Below are 18293 nucleotides of genomic sequence, written 5' to 3'. Positions count from 1 at the left end.
GATGTTTAGTCAAAAATTAATGCAATTAAAAGGAGTTGATGAAATGGTTATAAAAGAAATGAAAAGGACGCTCATTGTCATTACAGGAGCATTATTAAATGCCATCGCATTAAATTTCTTTCTAATTGGTGCGAATGTATATGCGAGTGGTTTTTCTGGAGCTGCACAGCTTATATCAAGTATATTTAAAGATTTTTTAAATATGAGCGTTGGAACAGGAGTGTTGCTTTTTCTATTTAATATACCTGTTATTATTTTAGGATGGTTAAAAGTTGGCCGGGCGTTTACAGTGTATAGTTTAATATCTGTTGCTTTTACAACTGTATTTTTAGAGCTTCTTCCTGTTATTGAAATATCAGAAGATATTATTTTAAATGCCGTATTTGGTGGTTTGATAGGTGGGGCGGGTGTAGGTATCACCCTTCGTATAGGAGCATCAACTGGTGGAATGGATATCATTGCTTTAGTATTATCACGGCTTAAAGATCGCCCTATTGGTATTTACTTTCTTATGCTTAATGCGCTAATTATTGCAGCTGCAGGCATTCTCTATGAACCTGAAAATGCATTGTATACACTTTTATCTTTATATATTAATACTCGTGTTATCGATGCGATTCATACACGTTATCAAAAATTGACCGCAATGATTATAACGAACAAAAAGGATGAATTACAGCGGGCAATACATGAAAAATTAATTAGAGGTATTACGATTATCCCAGCTAAAGGAGCTTATTCTAATGATGAAAAACATATGCTTTATTTAGTCATTACACGCTATGAACTGTATGATTTAGAAACAATTATAAAAGAGGTTGATCCTGGAGCTTTTACTAATATTGTCCAAACGACAGGTGTTTTAGGATTCTTTCGTCAGGATAAGTAAAAATAAAAAAAGCTAGCCAACTAAAGAAATGTAATTGTTAAGGTGGCTAGCTGCTTTATGTATTTAGTATCCATGTTTCAAAAATACTTCTTTTACTTTTTCAATTAATTCATCCCATTCGGCATCAAACGTTTTATTAACAGTAATGAAATTTTGATATCCAAAGACATTATCGACACCATCTAAATCCATTAAATCATTTAAAATCTCATGTTCGCTTGTTTCACCAGGCATAACAGAAATGCTATCTGTACCTTCGAAAATCATTTTTTCTGTAGTAAATTTTATTGCATTTGGATTCGGTGTTTCTTCAGCACGTACACCCATAACTGTATCCCTCCTAGACATACTTAAATTCATTTTATCAAATAATTAAGCAAAAGAAAAATAATCGGCTATGATTAGCATCAAATGATGAATATGCCTTGAGAAGGTACAGAAACATTTATTGTAAAAAGTTTATCACCTTTTCTACAAAGGAGACAAGTTATCAAGTGATGTAAGTTTAATTCGTGTCGGATTCAACGAGCTAATTTATACGAACACAAATGCGATATTGTAGCAATATGGCATATAGCCTGAATTTAATATGATAAATGGATTAGAAAAAAGTGGTCTTAGCTCTTTTAAACATCGTGCTAAAACCACTTTTCTTTTTACCATTTACTTGATAAGAGACTTTAAATTGTCAAAACCTTATTATAACCTTGTTCACTTAAAGTAACTCATGTAACTCATCATCATTAATGAAATGACTCCGCAATTACCATCATGAACGAGTTATTTTAATTGATTATTTTGTAACAGTTGTTGTTCAAGTTGTTGGAGTTGCGCTCTTTCTTCTGGTGTACAGTCTTTATATGCTGCTTGAATAGCGTTTCGTGCAGCTTGTTTATCTTGTTCAGTTGCACTTCCACCCATGTTTGTCAGGTTTGACACTAAATCTTTAGCTTGTTGAAATAAATTTTTCTCCATGTTAAAACCCTCCTACTGTGTGTTTGGAAGTTTCCTTTTGTTTTCGTTTTTTATCAGTAAAAGCAGCATGATGAGCACGTTTATTTTGGTCTTTTGTAGTGGATCGGTGAAAGTGAGTTTGTTTTTGTTTTGTCTCCATATGAGATCCTCCAAAAGATATGAATGATGGTGGCGTTCAATACTATTATGGGAAGTTTGTAGTAAAATTATTAAGGTAATATTTACATTTTGACATTTATGCTTAAGTATTCTTGAATAAATTTACCAATCCCATCATTATCATTTGTATCAGTGACATAATTAGCAATGGACTTTAATTCTTTAATACCATTATCCATTGCTACACCGATACCAGCGTAATCAATCATTTCTAAATCATTATCTTCATCACCAAATGCAATAATTCTTTCTTTTGGGATACGATAATATTGTGCTATTTTTTCTAAACCGACTGCTTTGTTCATTCCTTTTTTTACAATTTCTATCATATGCCAAGGAGACCCCCATTTTCGATGTTCAATCCAATCAGTGTGCATATCATCTAAGATTTGCTTCAACTCATCGATATATTCTTCATATGGATAGATAAGTAATGATGTAGGGTCTTCACGTAGTTGTTTATGCAAGCGACCGATTGTAAATTGTAATTCACTCGTATGATCAATAAAAGTATCAATAAAATGCGGATCATCTTGATCTAAAAAGACATGATCTTGAACTTCAGCCATTATATTTTTTGCGTAATCATAACAAGTGTCGACGATTTTAAGAGCCGTCTTATAATCGAGAGGTTGATGTAAAGCTTCCCAAGCTTTGTTTTTAGGATGATGAACGAGAGCACCATTGAAGTTGACCATAGGTGTGTTTAGGTTGAGTTCATTATAATAGTTAATACTCGATCGATGTGGTCGACCTGTTGCAATAACAACAATATGTCCTCTTCTCTTCGCTTCAAAAATAATTTCCTTTGTATATGAACGAATTGTTTTTTCGCTCGTTAATAATGTCCCGTCTAAATCTAAAGCAATTAAATGTCTTTCGTTTTTCATAACCCTTCACCTCTGTATAAGTGTATAAATAAATATTCAATTCGTAAAGGTTATTTCTTTTCAGATGATGTTGAACACTATATGATTAATATATATACATGATTAAGGAGGTTTGTAAGAGTGATTGGAATAGAAAAGGTAAAAATAGCTGACATTCCTTGTCTAATCGTCGAAGATAACGAAGTAAAAAACAAACCGTTACCAATGATTACATATTTTCACGGTTTTACAAGTGCAAAAGAACATAATTTACCAATTGCTTTTCTTTTAGCAGAAGAGGGCTATCGGGTCATTTTACCTGATAGTATGTTACATGGGGAAAGAGAAAAGAATACGACTTTTATTAAGAAACAATTGGCCTTTTGGGATATCGTCATGCAAAATGTCGCTGATTTACAAACAATACACCAATATTTTCAGGGTAAACAGCTTATAAAAGATGACTTATTTGGCGTAGCTGGAACAAGTATGGGCGGGATTACAACATCTGCTTCTCTTGTAAAATATCCTTGGATTCGAGTTGCCGCAGTATTAATGGGGAGTCCGAAATTATTAGACTTTGCTAAAGTTATCATCGAGGAATATGAAAAAACGGATCATCCACCATTACCTGAAGAAAAAATAAAAACATTATTAAATGATTTAGAGTCCATTGATTTGGCTAAACATATGAATCGACTAAAAGAGCGACCATTATTGTTTTGGCATGGTGATAAGGATCCGGTTGTCCCATTTGAACACTCTTATACGTTCTATCAAGCGGCGCGTGATATGTATAAAGACAAGAAACAAATTCATTTTATCAAAGAAGTAGGGCGTGACCACAAAGTAAGTCGATTCGCTATTTTAGAAACTGTAAAATGGTTTAAGAAACATTTGCGTTAACAAGTACCCTAATGATTTTCACTTGAAAAAAGATCAATATATGTTTAAATAAAGATAAGATGTAAGGAGGGAGTACTATCATGGATGAAGCATTGAAAGAGAATTTTCTCGGGGCACTGGAAAATGTGATTGACCCAGAATTAGGTATAGATATCGTTAATCTCGGTTTAGTATATGATGTTGATATGGATGATGATGGTTTATGTAAGGTAACGATGACTTTAACATCAATGGGTTGTCCGCTAGCAGGTCATATCGAACAAGATGTACGTCGTGCATTAGCGGATTTTCCAGAAATTAAGGATATACAAGTTGATATTGTATGGGATCCACCATGGTCTAAAGATCGCATGTCGCGTTATGCGAAAATTGCACTCGGTATTCCAGATTAAAAAATATTAGGTTAATTCTTTTAAAAAAGGATTAACCTCCTTTTTTAATGAATAGCATGAACATTCAATTTAAAAGTGAAGGAGGGTCAATATGATTAACGTGTTATTATTTGCTCAATTGCGAGAAGATGTTGGTAAGGAAAGAATTTCAATTCAGGCGGAAAAAATAAGGGTTAAAGAATTGAAGCAAAAAATATTGTCCTCATATGGAATCAATACAGAAGATTCGATTATGATAGCTATTAATGAAGAATATGTTCCAGAAAATGCATATGCTCATGCGGGTGATACAGTAGCATTTATTCCACCTGTAAGTGGTGGTTAAAAAACGTGTCTGTCCATATAACAGACACGTTTTTGCTTACATGAAGAATATGACCAACGTACCTACGGCAAAACAATAATAAGCAAAATATTTAAGATTACCACGAGCCATAACGTTCATAAACCATTTTAATGCGAAGAATGTAGCAACGAGTGATGCAATAAATGCGATGATATTCGGAGCCCATTCAAAGGTTGGATCACCAATTACATCATCAATAGATAAAATGGTTACACCGAGACTAACAGGAATATATAATAAAAATGAAAAACGCAATGCTGTCTCTTGTTTCATTCCGAGTAACATGGCAGCAACGATGGTAGCCCCTGAACGACTAATACCAGGAATAAGTGCGATAGCTTGAGCGAAACCTACAATTACCGCATCTTTCCATGATAAATCACCGTCATTTTTTCTTCCTCGTAGATTACGAATGATCCATAAAGCTATTCCGGTGACAATTAGTGTGATACCGACCGTCGATGCTTTACTTATATCACCGATTTTGTCTTTAAATAAGACACCTATAATACCGGCTGGTAATGTGGCAATGACTAAGTACATGATAAATAAGAAGTCTTCTTTGGCATCTCGTTCACGTGTAAAAATAAAACGCAAGCCATTTTTAATTAGGCGCATAATATCTTTCCAGTAAACCATTAATACAGCAATTAATGAACCGAAATTAACCAGTATTTCAAAAGATAGACCCTCGACATAAACACCAAATAAATCCCTAAAGATAACAAGATGACCACTAGAGGATACAGGAATAGGCTCTGTAAATCCTTGAATAAGTCCGAGTATCAAGTACTTAACAATTGTTATAATGGATTCAGTTATTTCCATAATAATTCCCCCTAATAAAGAATTTTCATTTTCTCCTGTCACCCGTTTATAGGCTATTGAATAGGCTATGTTGAGGAGGAGGAAAATGGATAAGAATAATCAGTCAATCTATGATTTATGTAAACAGCATCTACATGCATATGTCTTAGTAGAGACAAAAGACGGTATGACATTTGATGGCATCATGACAGGTTTGGATGATGAAAATGTATATTTCGCCGTACCTATTGAACCATATGAAAGGGATCAAATAAGAAATATTTATTCACCCCCTTATGTCGGTCCATATGGAGGTTTTGATCATCCATATTATGGTTACCCAGGTTATGGCTATCCTGGTAGACGTTTTAGAAGACTAGTTATTCCACTTGCTGCTCTAACAACTCTTGCTTTACTACCTTGGTATTAGCGATAACATAAAGGAAACCCTTGCCTAGGCAAGGGTTTCCCATGCAAGATACATGTGCATTCTTATTGCTCTTGACTGGAGTCTTTAAGTACACCACTCAAAATAAAGATAAGAACAGCAATAATGGACGAAAGTATGATGGACTGATTTAAATTAAACGGTTCACCGGCCATACTTGTTAGCACATAAGATAAGACGCCACCGATTAATAGAGCCCATATAATTGTCATTATAAAACGCATGTTAACACCTCGTTCACGTAATAGCTAACATCCAAATGAATGACACTCATTGGATATGAACTTGTTTTCTTTATACATTTTAACAAAACAAATCATAAAATGAAAGCATTTGTTTAAAACAAGATAATATAGTGTTATAGAAAGGTTGTGTAACCAATTTTAGTATTAAACTGTTTTCATTGGATTGGCTTTCATCTTGTTAATCGACTAATAGAAGAAGGTTTTAAAGTAAAGGGATTTAGTAAGAAGTATGGGGAGAAAGAACAATTCCTTTCTGACTTTTTAGGACGAAACGCTTCATTTATTCGTGTCGAATCGGTTGATAATGGATGGAATCAGACAAAAGTTATCGTAACAAAAACGTCACATCCATTAACACATCTTATTGAAATAAAACAGAGCACGAAAACGACACAAATATTTGTTCATTTTTTAGTTGGTGAGTGGATGCCACTTGATGATTCAGGTGTTTACATCGAAAGTCGTTATATACGTTATAACTCAGATTTGTTTAAAAAAAGAGCCATTGATATTAATGATTTCCTACCACTGTTTATATCTTTATTGAATAAAAGTGATTTACCTTCGAAAATAAATGTCATGTCGCAAAAAATGGCAAATAATAGAACTAAAAACCTTGAAAATTACTTGTTTATTCGTGACAATAGACCTAAGACATTATTTGTAGATCGATTAAAAAAACATTTCCAGCGCTTTGACCGCTTTTACTATATATTGTAAAGTGGAGCAGCTCGACAAATAAAGGAGTGCAAAAGGTGAAAAAGTCATTAAGTATACTCTTCGTTATAATCTTAATTTTAATCTTATTGTCTAGCTGTAGTAGTTCAGAACGTGGAGAACTATATAAAGTAGGATTAATTACTGAAGGAGAGATGACCGAATATGGTTGGAATGCTCTTGGATATAAAGGCATTCAACATATTAAAGATAAGTATACAGATGTAGAAATATACTATGAAGAAAATATTGAAACAGAAGAAGATGTTTTACAAGCAGTGGATGATTTTGCGAAAAAAGGGGTCAACTTATTATTTGGGCATAGTAGCCAATATGGGAAATACTTTGTTGATATAGCGAATTATTATCCTGATATTCATTTTGTTTATTTTAACGGTGGTTATACGAGCGATAATGTAACAAGCTTGAATGTTAATGTTCATGCTCTTGGTTTCTTTGCAGGACTAATAGCTGGTGAAATGACAGAAACGAATGAGGTAGCAATATTTGCAGCATATGAGTGGCAACCAGAAATTGAAGGATTTTATGAAGGGGTTAAGCATGCGAATCCAGGATGTAATGTTCGTGTTGAGTTTATTCAAGAAATGACTAATAAGGACAAAATACGTGAACATTACTATTCTCTTATTGAAGATCATGTAGATGTCATTTATCCAGCAAATGATGTGTTTAGCACTCAATTAATCAAAGAGGCAAGTGAAGACGGGCTGTATACAATTGGTTATATGATGGATCAGTCAGACATCGGACAAGAATATGTATTATCGAGTACATTATTAAATATCGACCGTCTTTATCTTTATGCAGCTGAACAAAAGGCAAAAGATAATTTAAAAGGTACTGTTTATACATTTAAACATGAACAAGATATTGTGTCTTTAAGTGAATATAGTCCATTCGTACCTGCATATGTTAAGAATAAAATTAACCGCATTTTAGAGGACTATCATGAATCGGGTTTACTTCCGTATTAAACAGAGTTTTTTAAAATAGATGGGTAGTTAATTCTTGAATAATTACCTTCTATCGCTTAAAATTAGTACCAAGTCATAATGATAGATATTAATTTATACTAATAAGGAGATGTCTAAATGGGTGTAGGCGTATTAGGTGTAGGCCATTTTGTTCCAGATAAAGTGTTAACGAACAAACAGCTAGAACAAATAGTCGATACAACCGACGAATGGATCCGTACACGAACCGGAATTGAAGAAAGAAGAATTGCTGAAGATGATATGGATACATCAGATATGGCTTTTTTAGCAGCGGAAAAAGCATTAGAAGATGCACAGATTAAGGCTAGTGATATTGATTTGATTTTAGTTGCAACTGTCACACCAGATACACCATTTCCTTCAGTTGCATGTATGCTTCAAGAACGTCTCGGTGCAAAAAAGGCTGCTGCAATGGATTTAAGTGCTGCTTGTGCAGGGTTTATGTATGCTATGATTACTGGCAAACAGTTTATTGAGACGGGTGCCTATCAACATATACTCGTTATAGGCGTTGAAAAACTATCGAAAATAACAGATTGGACAGATCGAAATACATGCGTTTTATTTGGTGATGGCGCAGGTGCAGTCGTTTTGGGGAAAGTATCCGATGGTAAAGGGATATTATCTTTTGAATTAGGTGCTGACGGTTCAGGTACGAAACATTTATACCAAAATGATAACCGTTATATTTCTATGAATGGGAGAGAAGTATTTAAATTTGCCGTTCGTCAAATGCCACAATCATCAGTTAACGTGATCGAGCAAATTGATTTAAAAAAAGAAGATGTTGATTATTTAATTCCTCATCAAGCTAATATACGTATTATGAATGCAGCACGAGAACGTTTAGGAATTCCGGAAGAAAAAATGGCTAAAGTCATTCACAAATATGGAAATAATTCTTCAGCTTCCATACCGATCGCTTTATCTGAAAGTGTTCATTCAGGTAAAATTAGAGAAGATGATCTTATCGTTCTCGTTGGTTTCGGTGGTGGTCTTACATGGGGAGCAGTTGCATTACGTTGGGGTAAATAACCTATTATTCATATAGTTATTGATTATAGGAGGATGAACATGAAAGATAGAAGAGTCGTTGTAACAGGATTAGGGGCGGTAACACCAGTTGGAAATGATGTACAGACAATGTGGGAAAATTTAATTCAAGGAAAATCAGGAATTGATTTTGTTACTCGGGTTAACAAAGATGACTTTCCCGCTAAAGTGGCAGCAGAGGTTAAAGAATTTGAGCCAAAAGACTTTATTGATAAAAGAGAAGCAAGACGGATGGATGCTTTTACTCAATATGCTGTTGCAGCAAGCAAAATGGCTGTAGAAGATGCAAAGCTTACGATTGATAAAACAAATGCAACACGAGTTGGTGTATGGATTGGTTCAGGAATCGGTGGCATGCAAACATATGAAGAGCAATTTATGAAATTTAAAGAAAAAGGTTATCGGCGTGTCAGTCCGTTTTTCGTTCCTATGATGATTCCAGATATGGCTGCTGGACAAGTATCTATTCAACTCGGTGCAAAAGGCATTAATTCGTGTACCGTAACAGCCTGTGCTTCGGGAGCGAATTCAATAGGAGATGCTTTCCGAGCGATTCAACGTGGTGATGTTGATTATATGATTACTGGTGGAACAGAATCACCAATTACGAATATGGCTTTTGCTGGATTTTCATCAATGCGTGCGTTGTCCTTTAGTGACGACCCTAAGCGTGCTAGTCGTCCATTTGATAAAAATCGTGATGGATTTGTTATGGGAGAAGGGGCTGGAATTTTAGTATTAGAAACATTAGAATCGGCATTAAAGCGACAAGCACCAATTTATGCGGAAATCATTGGATATGGTTCTACAGGTGACGCATACCATATTACTGCTCCTGCTGAAAATGGTGAAGGTGCAGTTCGAGCTATGAAACAAGCTTTAGAAGTTGCGGGGTTAAAACCGGAAGATGTTGATTATATCAATGCACATGGAACAAGCACTGATTTAAATGATAAGTATGAAACAGAAGCGATTAAAACAGTTTTCGGTGATCATGCATACAGACTTAAGATTTCATCAACAAAATCCATGACTGGTCACTTGCTTGGAGCAGCGGGTGGAATAGAGGCAGTCATTTCTGTTAAAGCATTGCAAGAGCAAATGATACCACCAACAATAAACTATGAAACACCTGATCCGGAATGTGATCTAGATTATGTTCCTAATGAGGCGATAAAACAGAATGTAAACGTTGTTATGAGTAATTCACTTGGCTTTGGTGGGCATAATGTATCACTTGTTTTTAAAAAATATGAATAATTTTTGTTAAAGGTTGACTGTTTTCGGTCGACCTTTTTTATTTCAGAATAAGAGAGGAACAAAAGCATAAGATAACATAAAGTGGACAAGTATGGGGGATTTATAGTGGTCGGACGTATCTTCTCTTTTTTAATCGGTTTTGGACTAGCTATTATTGGTGGGGTATCTATTATAGCTTACTTTAATTTCCTACCTGCAGGGGTATCTTGGATCGAATATCTTGAGTTTATAAGTCGACGAATAGAATGTTATTTCTTACCTTTGGGCATTTTTATCATGGCAATATCACTTAAAAGTATTCCTCATGACATCGAATAAAATCTTTACTGTTGGGTCATACTTAATGGTAGGACAGGCAGGCTTTACCAAAGATGAACAGACTTAAGTATTAAAAAGTGAGGGTAGTGATATGCAATTATTACATGATGTATGGGTAAATTGGTTTGAAGGGGAGAAGAATGGTTATAATGTACCTTATTTTCATGAGTGGAGGCGGCAAGACAAAATAGAATTATTAGATCAAATACCACTCTTATACATAGAAGAATCTCTCTATCAATATATTGAAAATGATATGCAAGATATCCCAAAAGCTCTTTTAGATAAGATCTATCGTCAAGCTTATATGAGACGTGGTATGGAAAGGAAAGTTATTGATTATGCATGTGTTATAACAGATGGAAATGATATCATTGCTTTTGATACGATTGGTTATCAAATACCTATTCGAAAGAGTCGATTAATTCCAAGACAAGAGCGACATATTTACGATATCATAAAGGATTTAAAGAAAAGGCGTTTTCATTTTGAGCAGCATAAAAAGGAGTATCATCTGTTGTCCATGTCGCCAAAACTTATTATCGGATTAACAAGAAGAGAAAGACAACTTAAACAATTATTAATGATGGCTTTAGATCAGCTACGTACATCAGCTCATTTAGATGAATTACGTTATTGGTTAACTGAATGGGACCCAAAGCAGTACTCAGAAATACGTTATATGGACGAAACTGAAGTTTGGAACCAATTGTATCAAGGTGTTCAGCTAGGTTGGAGTAAAGCACATGAGGAATTATGTAAGAAATTAATAAAAGGGCATCCGTTTCTTGAAAAGTTATGGGAAGTAGAAGATGTTCGACAAACGTCAAAAAGAAATCAAAAAATGTGAATGGGAAGATAAACGTTAAGTATAAAATGGAATTAGTTGATCAGTACTTTGCCCTTGCAACTAAAGAGCATTGAGGAGACGTATTATGCGAAAAAAAATAATGCTTCTATTAATTGTTTTCAGTTTTATCTCTCCTTTTTCATCTATGGCTATGGTTGATTTGGACCGGATTGAAATGGGAAAGACAATGTTTCAAGGCGAAGAAAGTTTAGGGGATGCTGCAAATAATCTTGCAATGACTATCGACGAAAACACTTATATTTGGGCAAACATAATACCTGCTATCTTTACTGCATTGTTTATTTATTTTCTTATTCGACTGGCTTACGCTTTAATTACTAAGGTGGGTACGACATTAAAGAGTGCAACGTGGGGTTTGATAACTATTCCGCTAATTTTTTTTTTAGAATAGTTGGTATATTTATATTAGGGGAAAATGATATCATTAATGTAGATGGTTACTTGAACAGCATTATTTCATTCTTATCCTCTGCCATTCTATTTGTTGCATTGGGTATGATATTAATCGGCTTGCTGTTCCGTATATTTAATAAGTTGATCAGTCATCCTGCTTATAGTAGATGGAGTAACCGTTTATTCCTATTTTCTGGTATATCTATCGTTTTATCAATCGTGGTAAAACCTGTTCTCTTATACATTCGACTTGGTGGAGGGGTTAAAAGAAGTACCTTGCTGGTTATGTTAGTTATCCAAGAACAAATATCGAATATGTAGGAAAGGGAGAAGCAGAGACATTCCCTACTGTTTTGAGTAACCTTGCTTCATTAGAGGAATATCAGGCCCTATTACCCGCTCCACTTAAAGACATTTCAAATGATACGCGTTTTGTAAATCCAGAAAAGGTTCTGTTTCCATGGAGAATATTAACTTGTTTACTTCTCCTGTATCTACTGGAAATATGCAGAAACACCTCAATGAAGAGATAAAGGATCATGCAACCTATCATCGATTCATTCAAGGGATTCGAAAGAGAGTTGTTCATACGATTAATGAAGTAATGAAGGTACATAGTGAATGGGATTTTTCTTCTATCGATTTATCCAGCTTAATTAAAGAAAAAGTACACGAAATTACTTCAACTGAACCAATAGGGGTTTGTTTACTATGTGACAGACCAGTTATCGATAAAGGCAAGCTATATGCATGTAAAGATGAAACAAAGTGTGATTTTAAGATATGGAAAACTCAGTTTGGTAGAAATATCGAATTAGAACATGCACATAGTATTCTAGAAAAGCGAACAACACCATTACTCGAGTTTTTTTCTAAACCAAAGAATAAACACTATTCTGCTTATATTGTTTGGAATGAGGATAAAAATGAATTAAATTTAGCTTTTCCCGAGAGAATTAAGCGTCCTATGAATAAGAGATAAAGATTGGTTGGTATAAATTGTCTACCTTTAACGTTAAAAATAAATTTTAAATCAATGAGGTTGTAACCAAGGAGCAGTTTTTATGTATGCATTAAAACAGTGGGTAATATTCTTGCTACAGACTATAATCAAAGGGATTACAGAGTTACTAAAATTTTTATTTATTAATCTGGAGAAATATATTCAACGATTTTTTAGATGAAGAGAAGGGAGGTGGGCAGAGAAGGCATGATGTTTTTTCGTATGTTATTTAGAGTACATATAGTGGAAAATTTCTTTTTTTACTTGCTTTTATTGTTTGTATTTACCTGGAATTATTTTTTATTGCCTAATACAATACCATATTATGTGTTTCATTTGTTGGAGCCATTAGGTATTAATCAGTTTCTATTATTAATGCTGGCCAACTTATTATTTGTAATATTACTATCCTTGTTGTTCATTTATCCAAACAGACTAACAGTTCAAGCCTTTAACTTTGAACGAGAAAAAGACAAGAAAGCAATGTTTTGGATCTGTCAGACAGTGAGTTTAGTAATCGTTATTTTTATAAGACAATTGTATGGAAGTGTAATTATGCTGTTTTCATAAATATGTTAAATGTAAAAAACACACCAAATCTAATGGTGTGTTTTTTAGAGCTAAAATGATTTTTTGTATCGATTAAGTAGCCACAGTCTCATAAAACAAATCCAGTATTTCTTTATACCAATCTTCATTATCTAATTCCTTCGAGAGGTGAGTTGCAATAGGTTCGTTTGATGATGCTTCATATACAAAGAAGTGGCCATTTATGGTGTTGTATGAAATTTTTTAAGTTAAATTTCTCCTTCACAGTTACAGTTTTTATATTGATTAATGTAATTATCAATCCACAATCTTAAAAGCTCTGAACGATTTTCATCTCTACTAGCAGCAACTTTTATAAAAGCATTATATTGTGCTTCGCTCATTCTAACTAGATATGTTTTATTTTTGATGTCTTTCAATTTACAATTTACAAAGCCCCTTTAACTAGCTATTGTATGTAATTTTTTATTCCGCTCTTTTACTTCACGCAGAACAGAAAATACTTCTCCATGATCTTCCATCACTGCAAATAGTGAAGCGTGCTGCCATTCTTCAATTAAATTATGTTCTCTAATCAAATGAAGTCTTTCTTCCGCTACTAATTCGAATGCAAGTGCATGGCATTCTTTTCTGATTTGAACTAATCCAGAATCAAGCAGCTCATCTACGATAATTTCGGCTTTCTCTTTGTCTGCATGAATTGAATAAATTTCTTCCATACCAATACTTCCTGATGCAAAGTATCCTTGTTCAATGTAGACTTGCTTCATCAGTTTATAAGCTCTGTTTACATAAGTTCTCAATTGTTTTGCTTTAATCATTATAAATCCCTCCTTGGATAGTTTTCATCCAAAGATTAAGAAAAGTCTAAAAAACACGGAACATCAAGATAGAGAAGACCTTGAGCAAGAAATTAACATGAAAATAATAGAAAAATATTCTACGATTAGGTATGATGATTGCCCCAGTATATGGGAATTATTAAAATAAAATATTAGTAATTACCAATAGCCACAGGGAGAGTATTAATTCTCTGTGGCTATTACTTTTTCATTCGTTCATACATATGAGATTTAGAAGAGTACTAGACAACATTATCTAGTACTCTTAGAGATGAAATTACAAATATTAGCAGTTAGCTGCAACAACACCGGCAAAGAAGTTTGCAACCCTACTTGAACCTGCATTACTTGTGTTTCTTGCACAATTCACTAAGTTACGATCACAGTCACAATCCCACGAACCGAAGTTGGCCCAGCAAGCATCGTGTGATGCACAACAGCGATCTAGTGCGTTTACTGGAGTACCGCCACCATAGTCACCGATAGTTCCGCAATTTGAACCACAGTGTCTATAAGTTACCAATGTGCCAAATGGATTACCATATTTTCTAAACTTACAGCATGCATTTACACATAGTGCTCCCCATTGAGGTGTAATCAGACCGTCATTTGAAATTTCCCCTGGAGTATAGTCAGGATCATTTGGAAAATCACCTGAAGGAATATAAAAAGAATCTGTTTCCGCTACCGAAGTGTCATTTACAACTAAATCTCCGTTTTTAACAATCTCAACTTTTTGTGAAAGAACCTTATCCGCTACTCTAAAATTAAAGTAACCATGGATGGTTTTAACTGTTTTATCTTTCTCAGGGATACTTATTTCATTAAATTCAACTAGCAAATCATCCCCGTATTTTTGATAATGGGTAGTACCAATACCAATAAATCCTTTGTACCTAACGTTCTCCTTAAAAGCTGGGTGATACATGTCGTAGATAAAGGCCTGTTCCTCTGTAGGCAGGTTTGATACTTCTTGAATAAAATTACTAGCATACGCTTTAATTTTATCCACTGCCTCTTTTTCCATAATCTCTAGCTTAACAACTTCCTCCTGTGTTAAATGTCTACCATTTCCAAACATAAAACAACCTCCTTATATTTTGTGGTTCATTATATAAAGAGGAGTTAACAGTCTAAAAACAAGTAGATAAAAAATAAAGATTATCTTTTTAAGGAGATGGATTAATTGAAAAAGAAAATACAATTATACATATAATTGTTAGGCCAGTTAATAGATTCATCAATAATCCTAAAATTGTAAAACCCTTGCTATTTGTTTTAAGAAAGAGTGCGATTACACCAGATATAACCCCTAAAATTACTATATATAAATAATAAGAAGGGAAGATATTTCTTTGAATCGAGATAGCTATATTCAGGCTTAAAAGATTGATAAGCCCTAACCCGAAACTAAACAGAGAAAGTAATCGTGAAAATTTATTACCCTTTATCGCCAATTCCATAATTCAACACCTCCTAAATTTTGATTCGTTACTTCAGGTATCTCATTTAATTTTAAAAGCTCTTTTGTTGGTCCAGTTACTACAACGCCATATATTTCGATGCCATTTTCATCTATAAACTTAGTGACTTCGTTAATATTTAGAGATCTATTCTGGGTAATTGTTTCTGCCCAATCTTGGTATTTATTTAATCTGTTTAATACCTGGATAAATTGTTTGCTGTTTTCCTCTTTATTGTTAAAAGAAGAATTAATATCACCGTCCTGGGCAGGGTATCCAATAGCCGTATATTTGGTATCATCGACTATTCCAGTATTTACGGCATACCAGAGAATATCTAACTCAATATCGCTAAATATATTTTTAATTTCTTCCTCACTATAAAATGCATCGAGCGATACAAAAACCTCTGAAACCGTTCCATCAGGTAAATTTTGTAATTGTTGGTTTACATCATTAGTTGTTGAAAGAGAGGGATTCTCAGGGTGTGAAAATTTCTGTGCATTAAAATCTTTCAGTCGTTCTGGCTGATCCACTTTATTTAAGAATAATGTTAAATTATCTGTTCTAAGATGTTTTTGGTTATTTCCAATTTGCTTGTAGATATCAAAGTCGCCCTCCATTGAAAATAGCCCTACATTGGTTCTGATATTTTGAAAATCAACTGTTGCGTTTGGCTCTGTGATTGAAATAGTATCTGCTGCAACTTGAATAAAGTTGTTTCCGCGACTATCGGCTATACCATAGCCATAATATACAAATGAAAATATTGTACACATAGGTAAAATCATTAATGCTATTGCGATTGTCATCAACGCATTTGATATAATAGCCTTTCTTTTACCTTTATTAAGTGACTTCATATGCTTACTAGGGGGATTTGAGATAGTTTTTTTATAATCTTTTTCCGATTCACCGTCGAGAAAGTCCTGGTAAGATTCATATTTATCAAGTTCTTTTTCAAACAAAATTTCTTCTTCCTTAGAAAGTTTATTTTGTTTGTACTTGTTTAGTAAATCATTAAACTGCTCTTTATCCATTAATTTACACCTCACTATTTTTTAACCGTCTAACTTTTCTTCTTCCTCTGTGAAGAGAAGATTTAAAACTTGCTAAAGAAATACCCATTACTTCCGCACATTCCTCGTAACTTAATTCGTGAAAATCACATAACAAAATTGCGGTTTTTTGTTTTAGTGGAAGTCCATTAATAACCTTTAATATAATTTTTATCATCTCATCTTTTAGGATGTTTTCTTCTATATTAGTTCCAGATTCCATCATTTGAAGTTGTTCCTCATCAATCAAAATATTTCTTTTGTTTTTACGGAAATAATCTATCAATAAATTATGGGATACTTTAAATAACCATGGCTTAACGTTGTTAACATTTAGATCATTAATATTTATAAACGCCCGATAAAAAGTCTCTTGTAATAAATCCTCTACAAGATGATGATCTTTACACAGCGAAAATAAATATCGATAAATGTCATCCAGATAATCTTCGAAAACTTCTTCTATATTCAACCATCTTCTCCCCCCTCTACCTTAACCACGTAAACCGGCTAAGAATTGTTTCACTTTTTTTTACTTATTTTATCATTTCTCCAAAATATGATTGTTTAATTTACCATCAGCACCTCTTTATAATATTGAAACACATCACTTCAAAGGAGGGTTTACATTGTCAGAAAAAAAGAATTCTGTAATTACACGGGATGGTCCAGCGCTTATTTATTGTGATAAAAGACGCAGTTGTTGTGCTTATGGAAATGAAGGGTGTTGGGGTACATTTTATCGCTATTTAGATGGCAGAGAAGAGTTTAGATACTGTTCTTGCAGCTAATGTGTTCCAACTATTGCGCTTTCTTCGAGTATTAGAAGTGCTGAAGGTGTAGAAAATGAAAAAAAGTGTAGGTGTTGTCCTACACTTTTTCTTTTGCTTATTTGAAAAATATTATTGGAAAAATACATGCAGCATAGTGAAAAATAGGGTTAACTATTGTTTAATGTACAAACATTGCTATTAGGTGAAATTACAGTCTACACTTTCTACAACATAGCCATCTATTCTTACATTTTTTGCAATGCAAACACGAAATGTAAGGTTAGCCCCTGTTTCAAACATTTAATAAATCTATAAAAATGTAATATTAAGTATTGGGAAATTCACACCTGATATATGGTGCTAACCTTTCACTAATCTAAATTTCATATAAAATTTTCCATAATATATCTAATTCATGCCAAAATAATCGTTAAATTAGCATATTTAATAGACTATACGTTCTATATAAAATATTGCAAATCATTTATGTTTTGTTAACATTGGGTTGAGAGATGACATATTCCATTTTTTAACATAAGAAAATATATGTCACTCAAAAAATTCAGAAAGGGTGTTGGAAGTGAAAGGTATCAAGAAGTTTACGGCGTTGGCTTTAGGATTTTTACTGGTTTTCTCAAGCTTTACGATCAATGCATTAGCATCTGACTTTCGATCAGGAGGTAGAGAAGTTGGCGGTACATACGTATCCTATTCGCACTATTTAACCTATACTGATACTCGTTGCGGAATGAATACTCAAGCTCATTATCAAGGTAATGCTAATAGAGCTATAGGTACAATAGGAGTTAAATGGGATGTTAGAAGTGTCTTTACTGGAGGTATTTAGGATGCGGGTGGTATTACACACAGTAATAGAGGAAATGTAAGTGATAAGTCTGCTAATAGGCTTCCAATTGAAGAATCAGATGCACGCTTTACTT

25 protein-coding genes are annotated in these 18293 nt (G+C 33.7%); 14 read left to right on the top strand and 11 right to left on the bottom strand.

Features of this window, described 5'->3' with window-relative positions; all coding sequences use genetic code 11:
• The first annotated feature begins 43 nt into the window (after positions 1-43).
• The gene (locus HNQ35_RS07725) at positions 44-889 is read left to right on the top strand and encodes a YitT family protein (RefSeq protein WP_146936193.1); all 846 of its coding nucleotides are present in this window, start codon (positions 44-46) and stop codon (positions 887-889) included.
• A 63-nt stretch (positions 890-952) separates the two neighbouring features.
• Here HNQ35_RS07725 and HNQ35_RS07720 read toward each other — a convergent pair whose 3' ends face one another.
• From HNQ35_RS07720 to HNQ35_RS07705, 4 genes are all read right to left on the bottom strand, one after another.
• Complete coding sequence (locus tag HNQ35_RS07720) at positions 953-1216, bottom strand: NifU N-terminal domain-containing protein (protein WP_146936191.1); 264 nt, start codon at positions 1214-1216, stop codon at positions 953-955.
• 453 nt (positions 1217-1669) lie between these two features.
• On the bottom strand, positions 1670-1864 hold the full coding sequence (locus HNQ35_RS07715; RefSeq protein ID WP_146936189.1) for a DUF3813 domain-containing protein: 195 nt from the start codon (positions 1862-1864) through the stop codon (positions 1670-1672).
• A gap of 1 nt (position 1865) precedes the next feature.
• Complete coding sequence (locus HNQ35_RS07710; protein ID WP_170226610.1) at positions 1866-2003, bottom strand: hypothetical protein; 138 nt, start codon at positions 2001-2003, stop codon at positions 1866-1868.
• A gap of 82 nt (positions 2004-2085) precedes the next feature.
• The gene (locus HNQ35_RS07705; RefSeq protein WP_146936187.1) at positions 2086-2913 is read right to left on the bottom strand and encodes a Cof-type HAD-IIB family hydrolase; all 828 of its coding nucleotides are present in this window, start codon (positions 2911-2913) and stop codon (positions 2086-2088) included.
• Between the two features lie 120 nt (positions 2914-3033).
• On the opposite strand from HNQ35_RS07705, the gene HNQ35_RS07700 reads away from it, so the two are divergent.
• From HNQ35_RS07700 to moaD, 3 genes are all read left to right on the top strand, one after another.
• On the top strand, positions 3034-3798 hold the full coding sequence (locus HNQ35_RS07700; protein WP_146936184.1) for a prolyl oligopeptidase family serine peptidase: 765 nt from the start codon (positions 3034-3036) through the stop codon (positions 3796-3798).
• Positions 3799-3878: 80 nt separating this feature from the next.
• Positions 3879-4190, top strand: a complete 312-nt coding sequence (locus HNQ35_RS07695; protein WP_146936182.1) for a metal-sulfur cluster assembly factor — start codon at positions 3879-3881, stop codon at positions 4188-4190.
• Between the two features lie 91 nt (positions 4191-4281).
• Entirely contained in the window at positions 4282-4515 is a 234-nt protein-coding gene (moaD, locus tag HNQ35_RS07690; RefSeq protein ID WP_146936180.1) for a molybdopterin converting factor subunit 1, read from the top strand.
• 36 nt (positions 4516-4551) lie between these two features.
• On the opposite strand, the gene HNQ35_RS07685 is transcribed toward moaD, so the two are convergent.
• Entirely contained in the window at positions 4552-5364 is an 813-nt protein-coding gene (locus tag HNQ35_RS07685) for an undecaprenyl-diphosphate phosphatase (RefSeq protein ID WP_146936178.1), read from the bottom strand.
• An 85-nt stretch (positions 5365-5449) separates the two neighbouring features.
• Between HNQ35_RS07685 and HNQ35_RS07680 the strand changes: the two genes are divergently transcribed.
• A complete protein-coding gene (locus HNQ35_RS07680; RefSeq protein WP_146936176.1) occupies positions 5450-5773 on the top strand; it encodes a hypothetical protein in 324 nt (107 codons plus the stop codon).
• 62 nt (positions 5774-5835) lie between these two features.
• Here the strand turns inward: HNQ35_RS07680 and HNQ35_RS07675 are convergent, their stop codons facing one another.
• A complete protein-coding gene (locus HNQ35_RS07675; protein WP_146936174.1) occupies positions 5836-6015 on the bottom strand; it encodes a DUF2929 family protein in 180 nt (59 codons plus the stop codon).
• A 447-nt stretch (positions 6016-6462) separates the two neighbouring features.
• On the opposite strand from HNQ35_RS07675, the gene HNQ35_RS07670 reads away from it, so the two are divergent.
• The 8 genes from HNQ35_RS07670 (at position 6463) to HNQ35_RS07635 (ending at position 12646) form a co-directional block, all read left to right on the top strand.
• Entirely contained in the window at positions 6463-6756 is a 294-nt protein-coding gene (locus HNQ35_RS07670) for a hypothetical protein (RefSeq protein WP_146936172.1), read from the top strand.
• A 35-nt stretch (positions 6757-6791) separates the two neighbouring features.
• On the top strand, positions 6792-7748 hold the full coding sequence (locus HNQ35_RS07665; protein WP_146936170.1) for a BMP family ABC transporter substrate-binding protein: 957 nt from the start codon (positions 6792-6794) through the stop codon (positions 7746-7748).
• Positions 7749-7865: 117 nt separating this feature from the next.
• The gene (locus HNQ35_RS07660; RefSeq protein WP_146936168.1) at positions 7866-8804 is read left to right on the top strand and encodes a beta-ketoacyl-ACP synthase III; all 939 of its coding nucleotides are present in this window, start codon (positions 7866-7868) and stop codon (positions 8802-8804) included.
• A 39-nt stretch (positions 8805-8843) separates the two neighbouring features.
• The gene (gene fabF, locus HNQ35_RS07655; protein ID WP_146936166.1) at positions 8844-10082 is read left to right on the top strand and encodes a beta-ketoacyl-ACP synthase II; all 1239 of its coding nucleotides are present in this window, start codon (positions 8844-8846) and stop codon (positions 10080-10082) included.
• 105 nt (positions 10083-10187) lie between these two features.
• Entirely contained in the window at positions 10188-10400 is a 213-nt protein-coding gene (locus tag HNQ35_RS07650; protein ID WP_146936164.1) for a YuzI family membrane protein, read from the top strand.
• A 91-nt stretch (positions 10401-10491) separates the two neighbouring features.
• On the top strand, positions 10492-11250 hold the full coding sequence (locus HNQ35_RS07645; protein ID WP_146936162.1) for a DUF3603 family protein: 759 nt from the start codon (positions 10492-10494) through the stop codon (positions 11248-11250).
• A gap of 85 nt (positions 11251-11335) precedes the next feature.
• The gene (locus HNQ35_RS07640) at positions 11336-11662 is read left to right on the top strand and encodes a hypothetical protein (RefSeq protein WP_146936160.1); all 327 of its coding nucleotides are present in this window, start codon (positions 11336-11338) and stop codon (positions 11660-11662) included.
• Positions 11663-12124: 462 nt separating this feature from the next.
• Positions 12125-12646 (top strand): topoisomerase C-terminal repeat-containing protein, encoded by a 522-nt coding sequence (locus HNQ35_RS07635; protein WP_146936157.1) that lies wholly within the window; start codon positions 12125-12127, stop codon positions 12644-12646.
• A gap of 1010 nt (positions 12647-13656) precedes the next feature.
• On the opposite strand, the gene HNQ35_RS07630 is transcribed toward HNQ35_RS07635, so the two are convergent.
• The 5 genes from HNQ35_RS07630 to HNQ35_RS07610 form a co-directional block, all read right to left on the bottom strand.
• Positions 13657-14037, bottom strand: a complete 381-nt coding sequence (locus tag HNQ35_RS07630) for a hypothetical protein (RefSeq protein ID WP_146936155.1) — start codon at positions 14035-14037, stop codon at positions 13657-13659.
• Positions 14038-14344: 307 nt separating this feature from the next.
• The gene (locus HNQ35_RS07625; protein ID WP_146936153.1) at positions 14345-15139 is read right to left on the bottom strand and encodes a phospholipase A2 family protein; all 795 of its coding nucleotides are present in this window, start codon (positions 15137-15139) and stop codon (positions 14345-14347) included.
• 88 nt (positions 15140-15227) lie between these two features.
• Positions 15228-15521, bottom strand: coding sequence for a hypothetical protein (locus HNQ35_RS07620; RefSeq protein WP_146936151.1), 294 nt, complete (start codon positions 15519-15521; stop codon positions 15228-15230).
• Entirely contained in the window at positions 15506-16561 is a 1056-nt protein-coding gene (locus HNQ35_RS07615; protein ID WP_146936149.1) for an anti-sigma factor, read from the bottom strand. Before HNQ35_RS07615 ends, HNQ35_RS07620 begins: the two co-directional genes overlap by 16 nt.
• A 4-nt stretch (positions 16562-16565) precedes the next feature.
• Positions 16566-17051 carry a sigma-70 family RNA polymerase sigma factor gene (locus tag HNQ35_RS07610; protein ID WP_146936147.1) on the bottom strand — a complete coding sequence of 162 codons (486 nt, stop codon included), beginning with the start codon at positions 17049-17051 and terminating at the stop codon, positions 16566-16568.
• Between the two features lie 881 nt (positions 17052-17932).
• Here HNQ35_RS07610 and HNQ35_RS07605 point away from each other — a divergent pair.
• Entirely contained in the window at positions 17933-18199 is a 267-nt protein-coding gene (locus HNQ35_RS07605; RefSeq protein ID WP_146936146.1) for a hypothetical protein, read from the top strand.
• Positions 18200-18293: the final 94 nt, after the last annotated feature.

Origin of the sequence: Cerasibacillus quisquiliarum, assembly GCF_014202495.1 — a bacterium.
GTDB classification, from domain to species: domain Bacteria; phylum Bacillota; class Bacilli; order Bacillales; family Amphibacillaceae; genus Cerasibacillus; species Cerasibacillus quisquiliarum.
This window is presented reverse-complemented; position numbering and strand designations above follow the sequence as displayed.

Excerpts from the sequence above, each read along its gene's own strand:
- HNQ35_RS07725 (WP_146936193.1), top strand. The coding sequence starts at position 44 with ATGGTTATAAAAGAAATGAAAAGGACGCTCATTGTCATTACAGGAGCA.
- HNQ35_RS07720 (WP_146936191.1), bottom strand. The coding sequence starts at position 1,216 with ATGGGTGTACGTGCTGAAGAAACACCGAATCCAAATGCAATAAAATTT.
- HNQ35_RS07715 (WP_146936189.1), bottom strand. The coding sequence starts at position 1,864 with ATGGAGAAAAATTTATTTCAACAAGCTAAAGATTTAGTGTCAAACCTG.
- HNQ35_RS07710 (WP_170226610.1), bottom strand. The coding sequence starts at position 2,003 with ATGGAGACAAAACAAAAACAAACTCACTTTCACCGATCCACTACAAAA.
- HNQ35_RS07705 (WP_146936187.1), bottom strand. The coding sequence starts at position 2,913 with ATGAAAAACGAAAGACATTTAATTGCTTTAGATTTAGACGGGACATTA.
- HNQ35_RS07695 (WP_146936182.1), top strand. The coding sequence starts at position 3,879 with ATGGATGAAGCATTGAAAGAGAATTTTCTCGGGGCACTGGAAAATGTG.
- moaD (WP_146936180.1), top strand. The coding sequence starts at position 4,282 with ATGATTAACGTGTTATTATTTGCTCAATTGCGAGAAGATGTTGGTAAG.
- HNQ35_RS07685 (WP_146936178.1), bottom strand. The coding sequence starts at position 5,364 with ATGGAAATAACTGAATCCATTATAACAATTGTTAAGTACTTGATACTC.
- HNQ35_RS07680 (WP_146936176.1), top strand. The coding sequence starts at position 5,450 with ATGGATAAGAATAATCAGTCAATCTATGATTTATGTAAACAGCATCTA.
- HNQ35_RS07675 (WP_146936174.1), bottom strand. The coding sequence starts at position 6,015 with ATGCGTTTTATAATGACAATTATATGGGCTCTATTAATCGGTGGCGTC.
- HNQ35_RS07670 (WP_146936172.1), top strand. The coding sequence starts at position 6,463 with ATGCCACTTGATGATTCAGGTGTTTACATCGAAAGTCGTTATATACGT.
- HNQ35_RS07660 (WP_146936168.1), top strand. The coding sequence starts at position 7,866 with ATGGGTGTAGGCGTATTAGGTGTAGGCCATTTTGTTCCAGATAAAGTG.
- fabF (WP_146936166.1), top strand. The coding sequence starts at position 8,844 with ATGAAAGATAGAAGAGTCGTTGTAACAGGATTAGGGGCGGTAACACCA.
- HNQ35_RS07645 (WP_146936162.1), top strand. The coding sequence starts at position 10,492 with ATGCAATTATTACATGATGTATGGGTAAATTGGTTTGAAGGGGAGAAG.
- HNQ35_RS07640 (WP_146936160.1), top strand. The coding sequence starts at position 11,336 with ATGCGAAAAAAAATAATGCTTCTATTAATTGTTTTCAGTTTTATCTCT.
- HNQ35_RS07635 (WP_146936157.1), top strand. The coding sequence starts at position 12,125 with ATGGAGAATATTAACTTGTTTACTTCTCCTGTATCTACTGGAAATATG.
- HNQ35_RS07630 (WP_146936155.1), bottom strand. The coding sequence starts at position 14,037 with ATGATTAAAGCAAAACAATTGAGAACTTATGTAAACAGAGCTTATAAA.
- HNQ35_RS07625 (WP_146936153.1), bottom strand. The coding sequence starts at position 15,139 with ATGTTTGGAAATGGTAGACATTTAACACAGGAGGAAGTTGTTAAGCTA.
- HNQ35_RS07620 (WP_146936151.1), bottom strand. The coding sequence starts at position 15,521 with ATGGAATTGGCGATAAAGGGTAATAAATTTTCACGATTACTTTCTCTG.
- HNQ35_RS07615 (WP_146936149.1), bottom strand. The coding sequence starts at position 16,561 with ATGGATAAAGAGCAGTTTAATGATTTACTAAACAAGTACAAACAAAAT.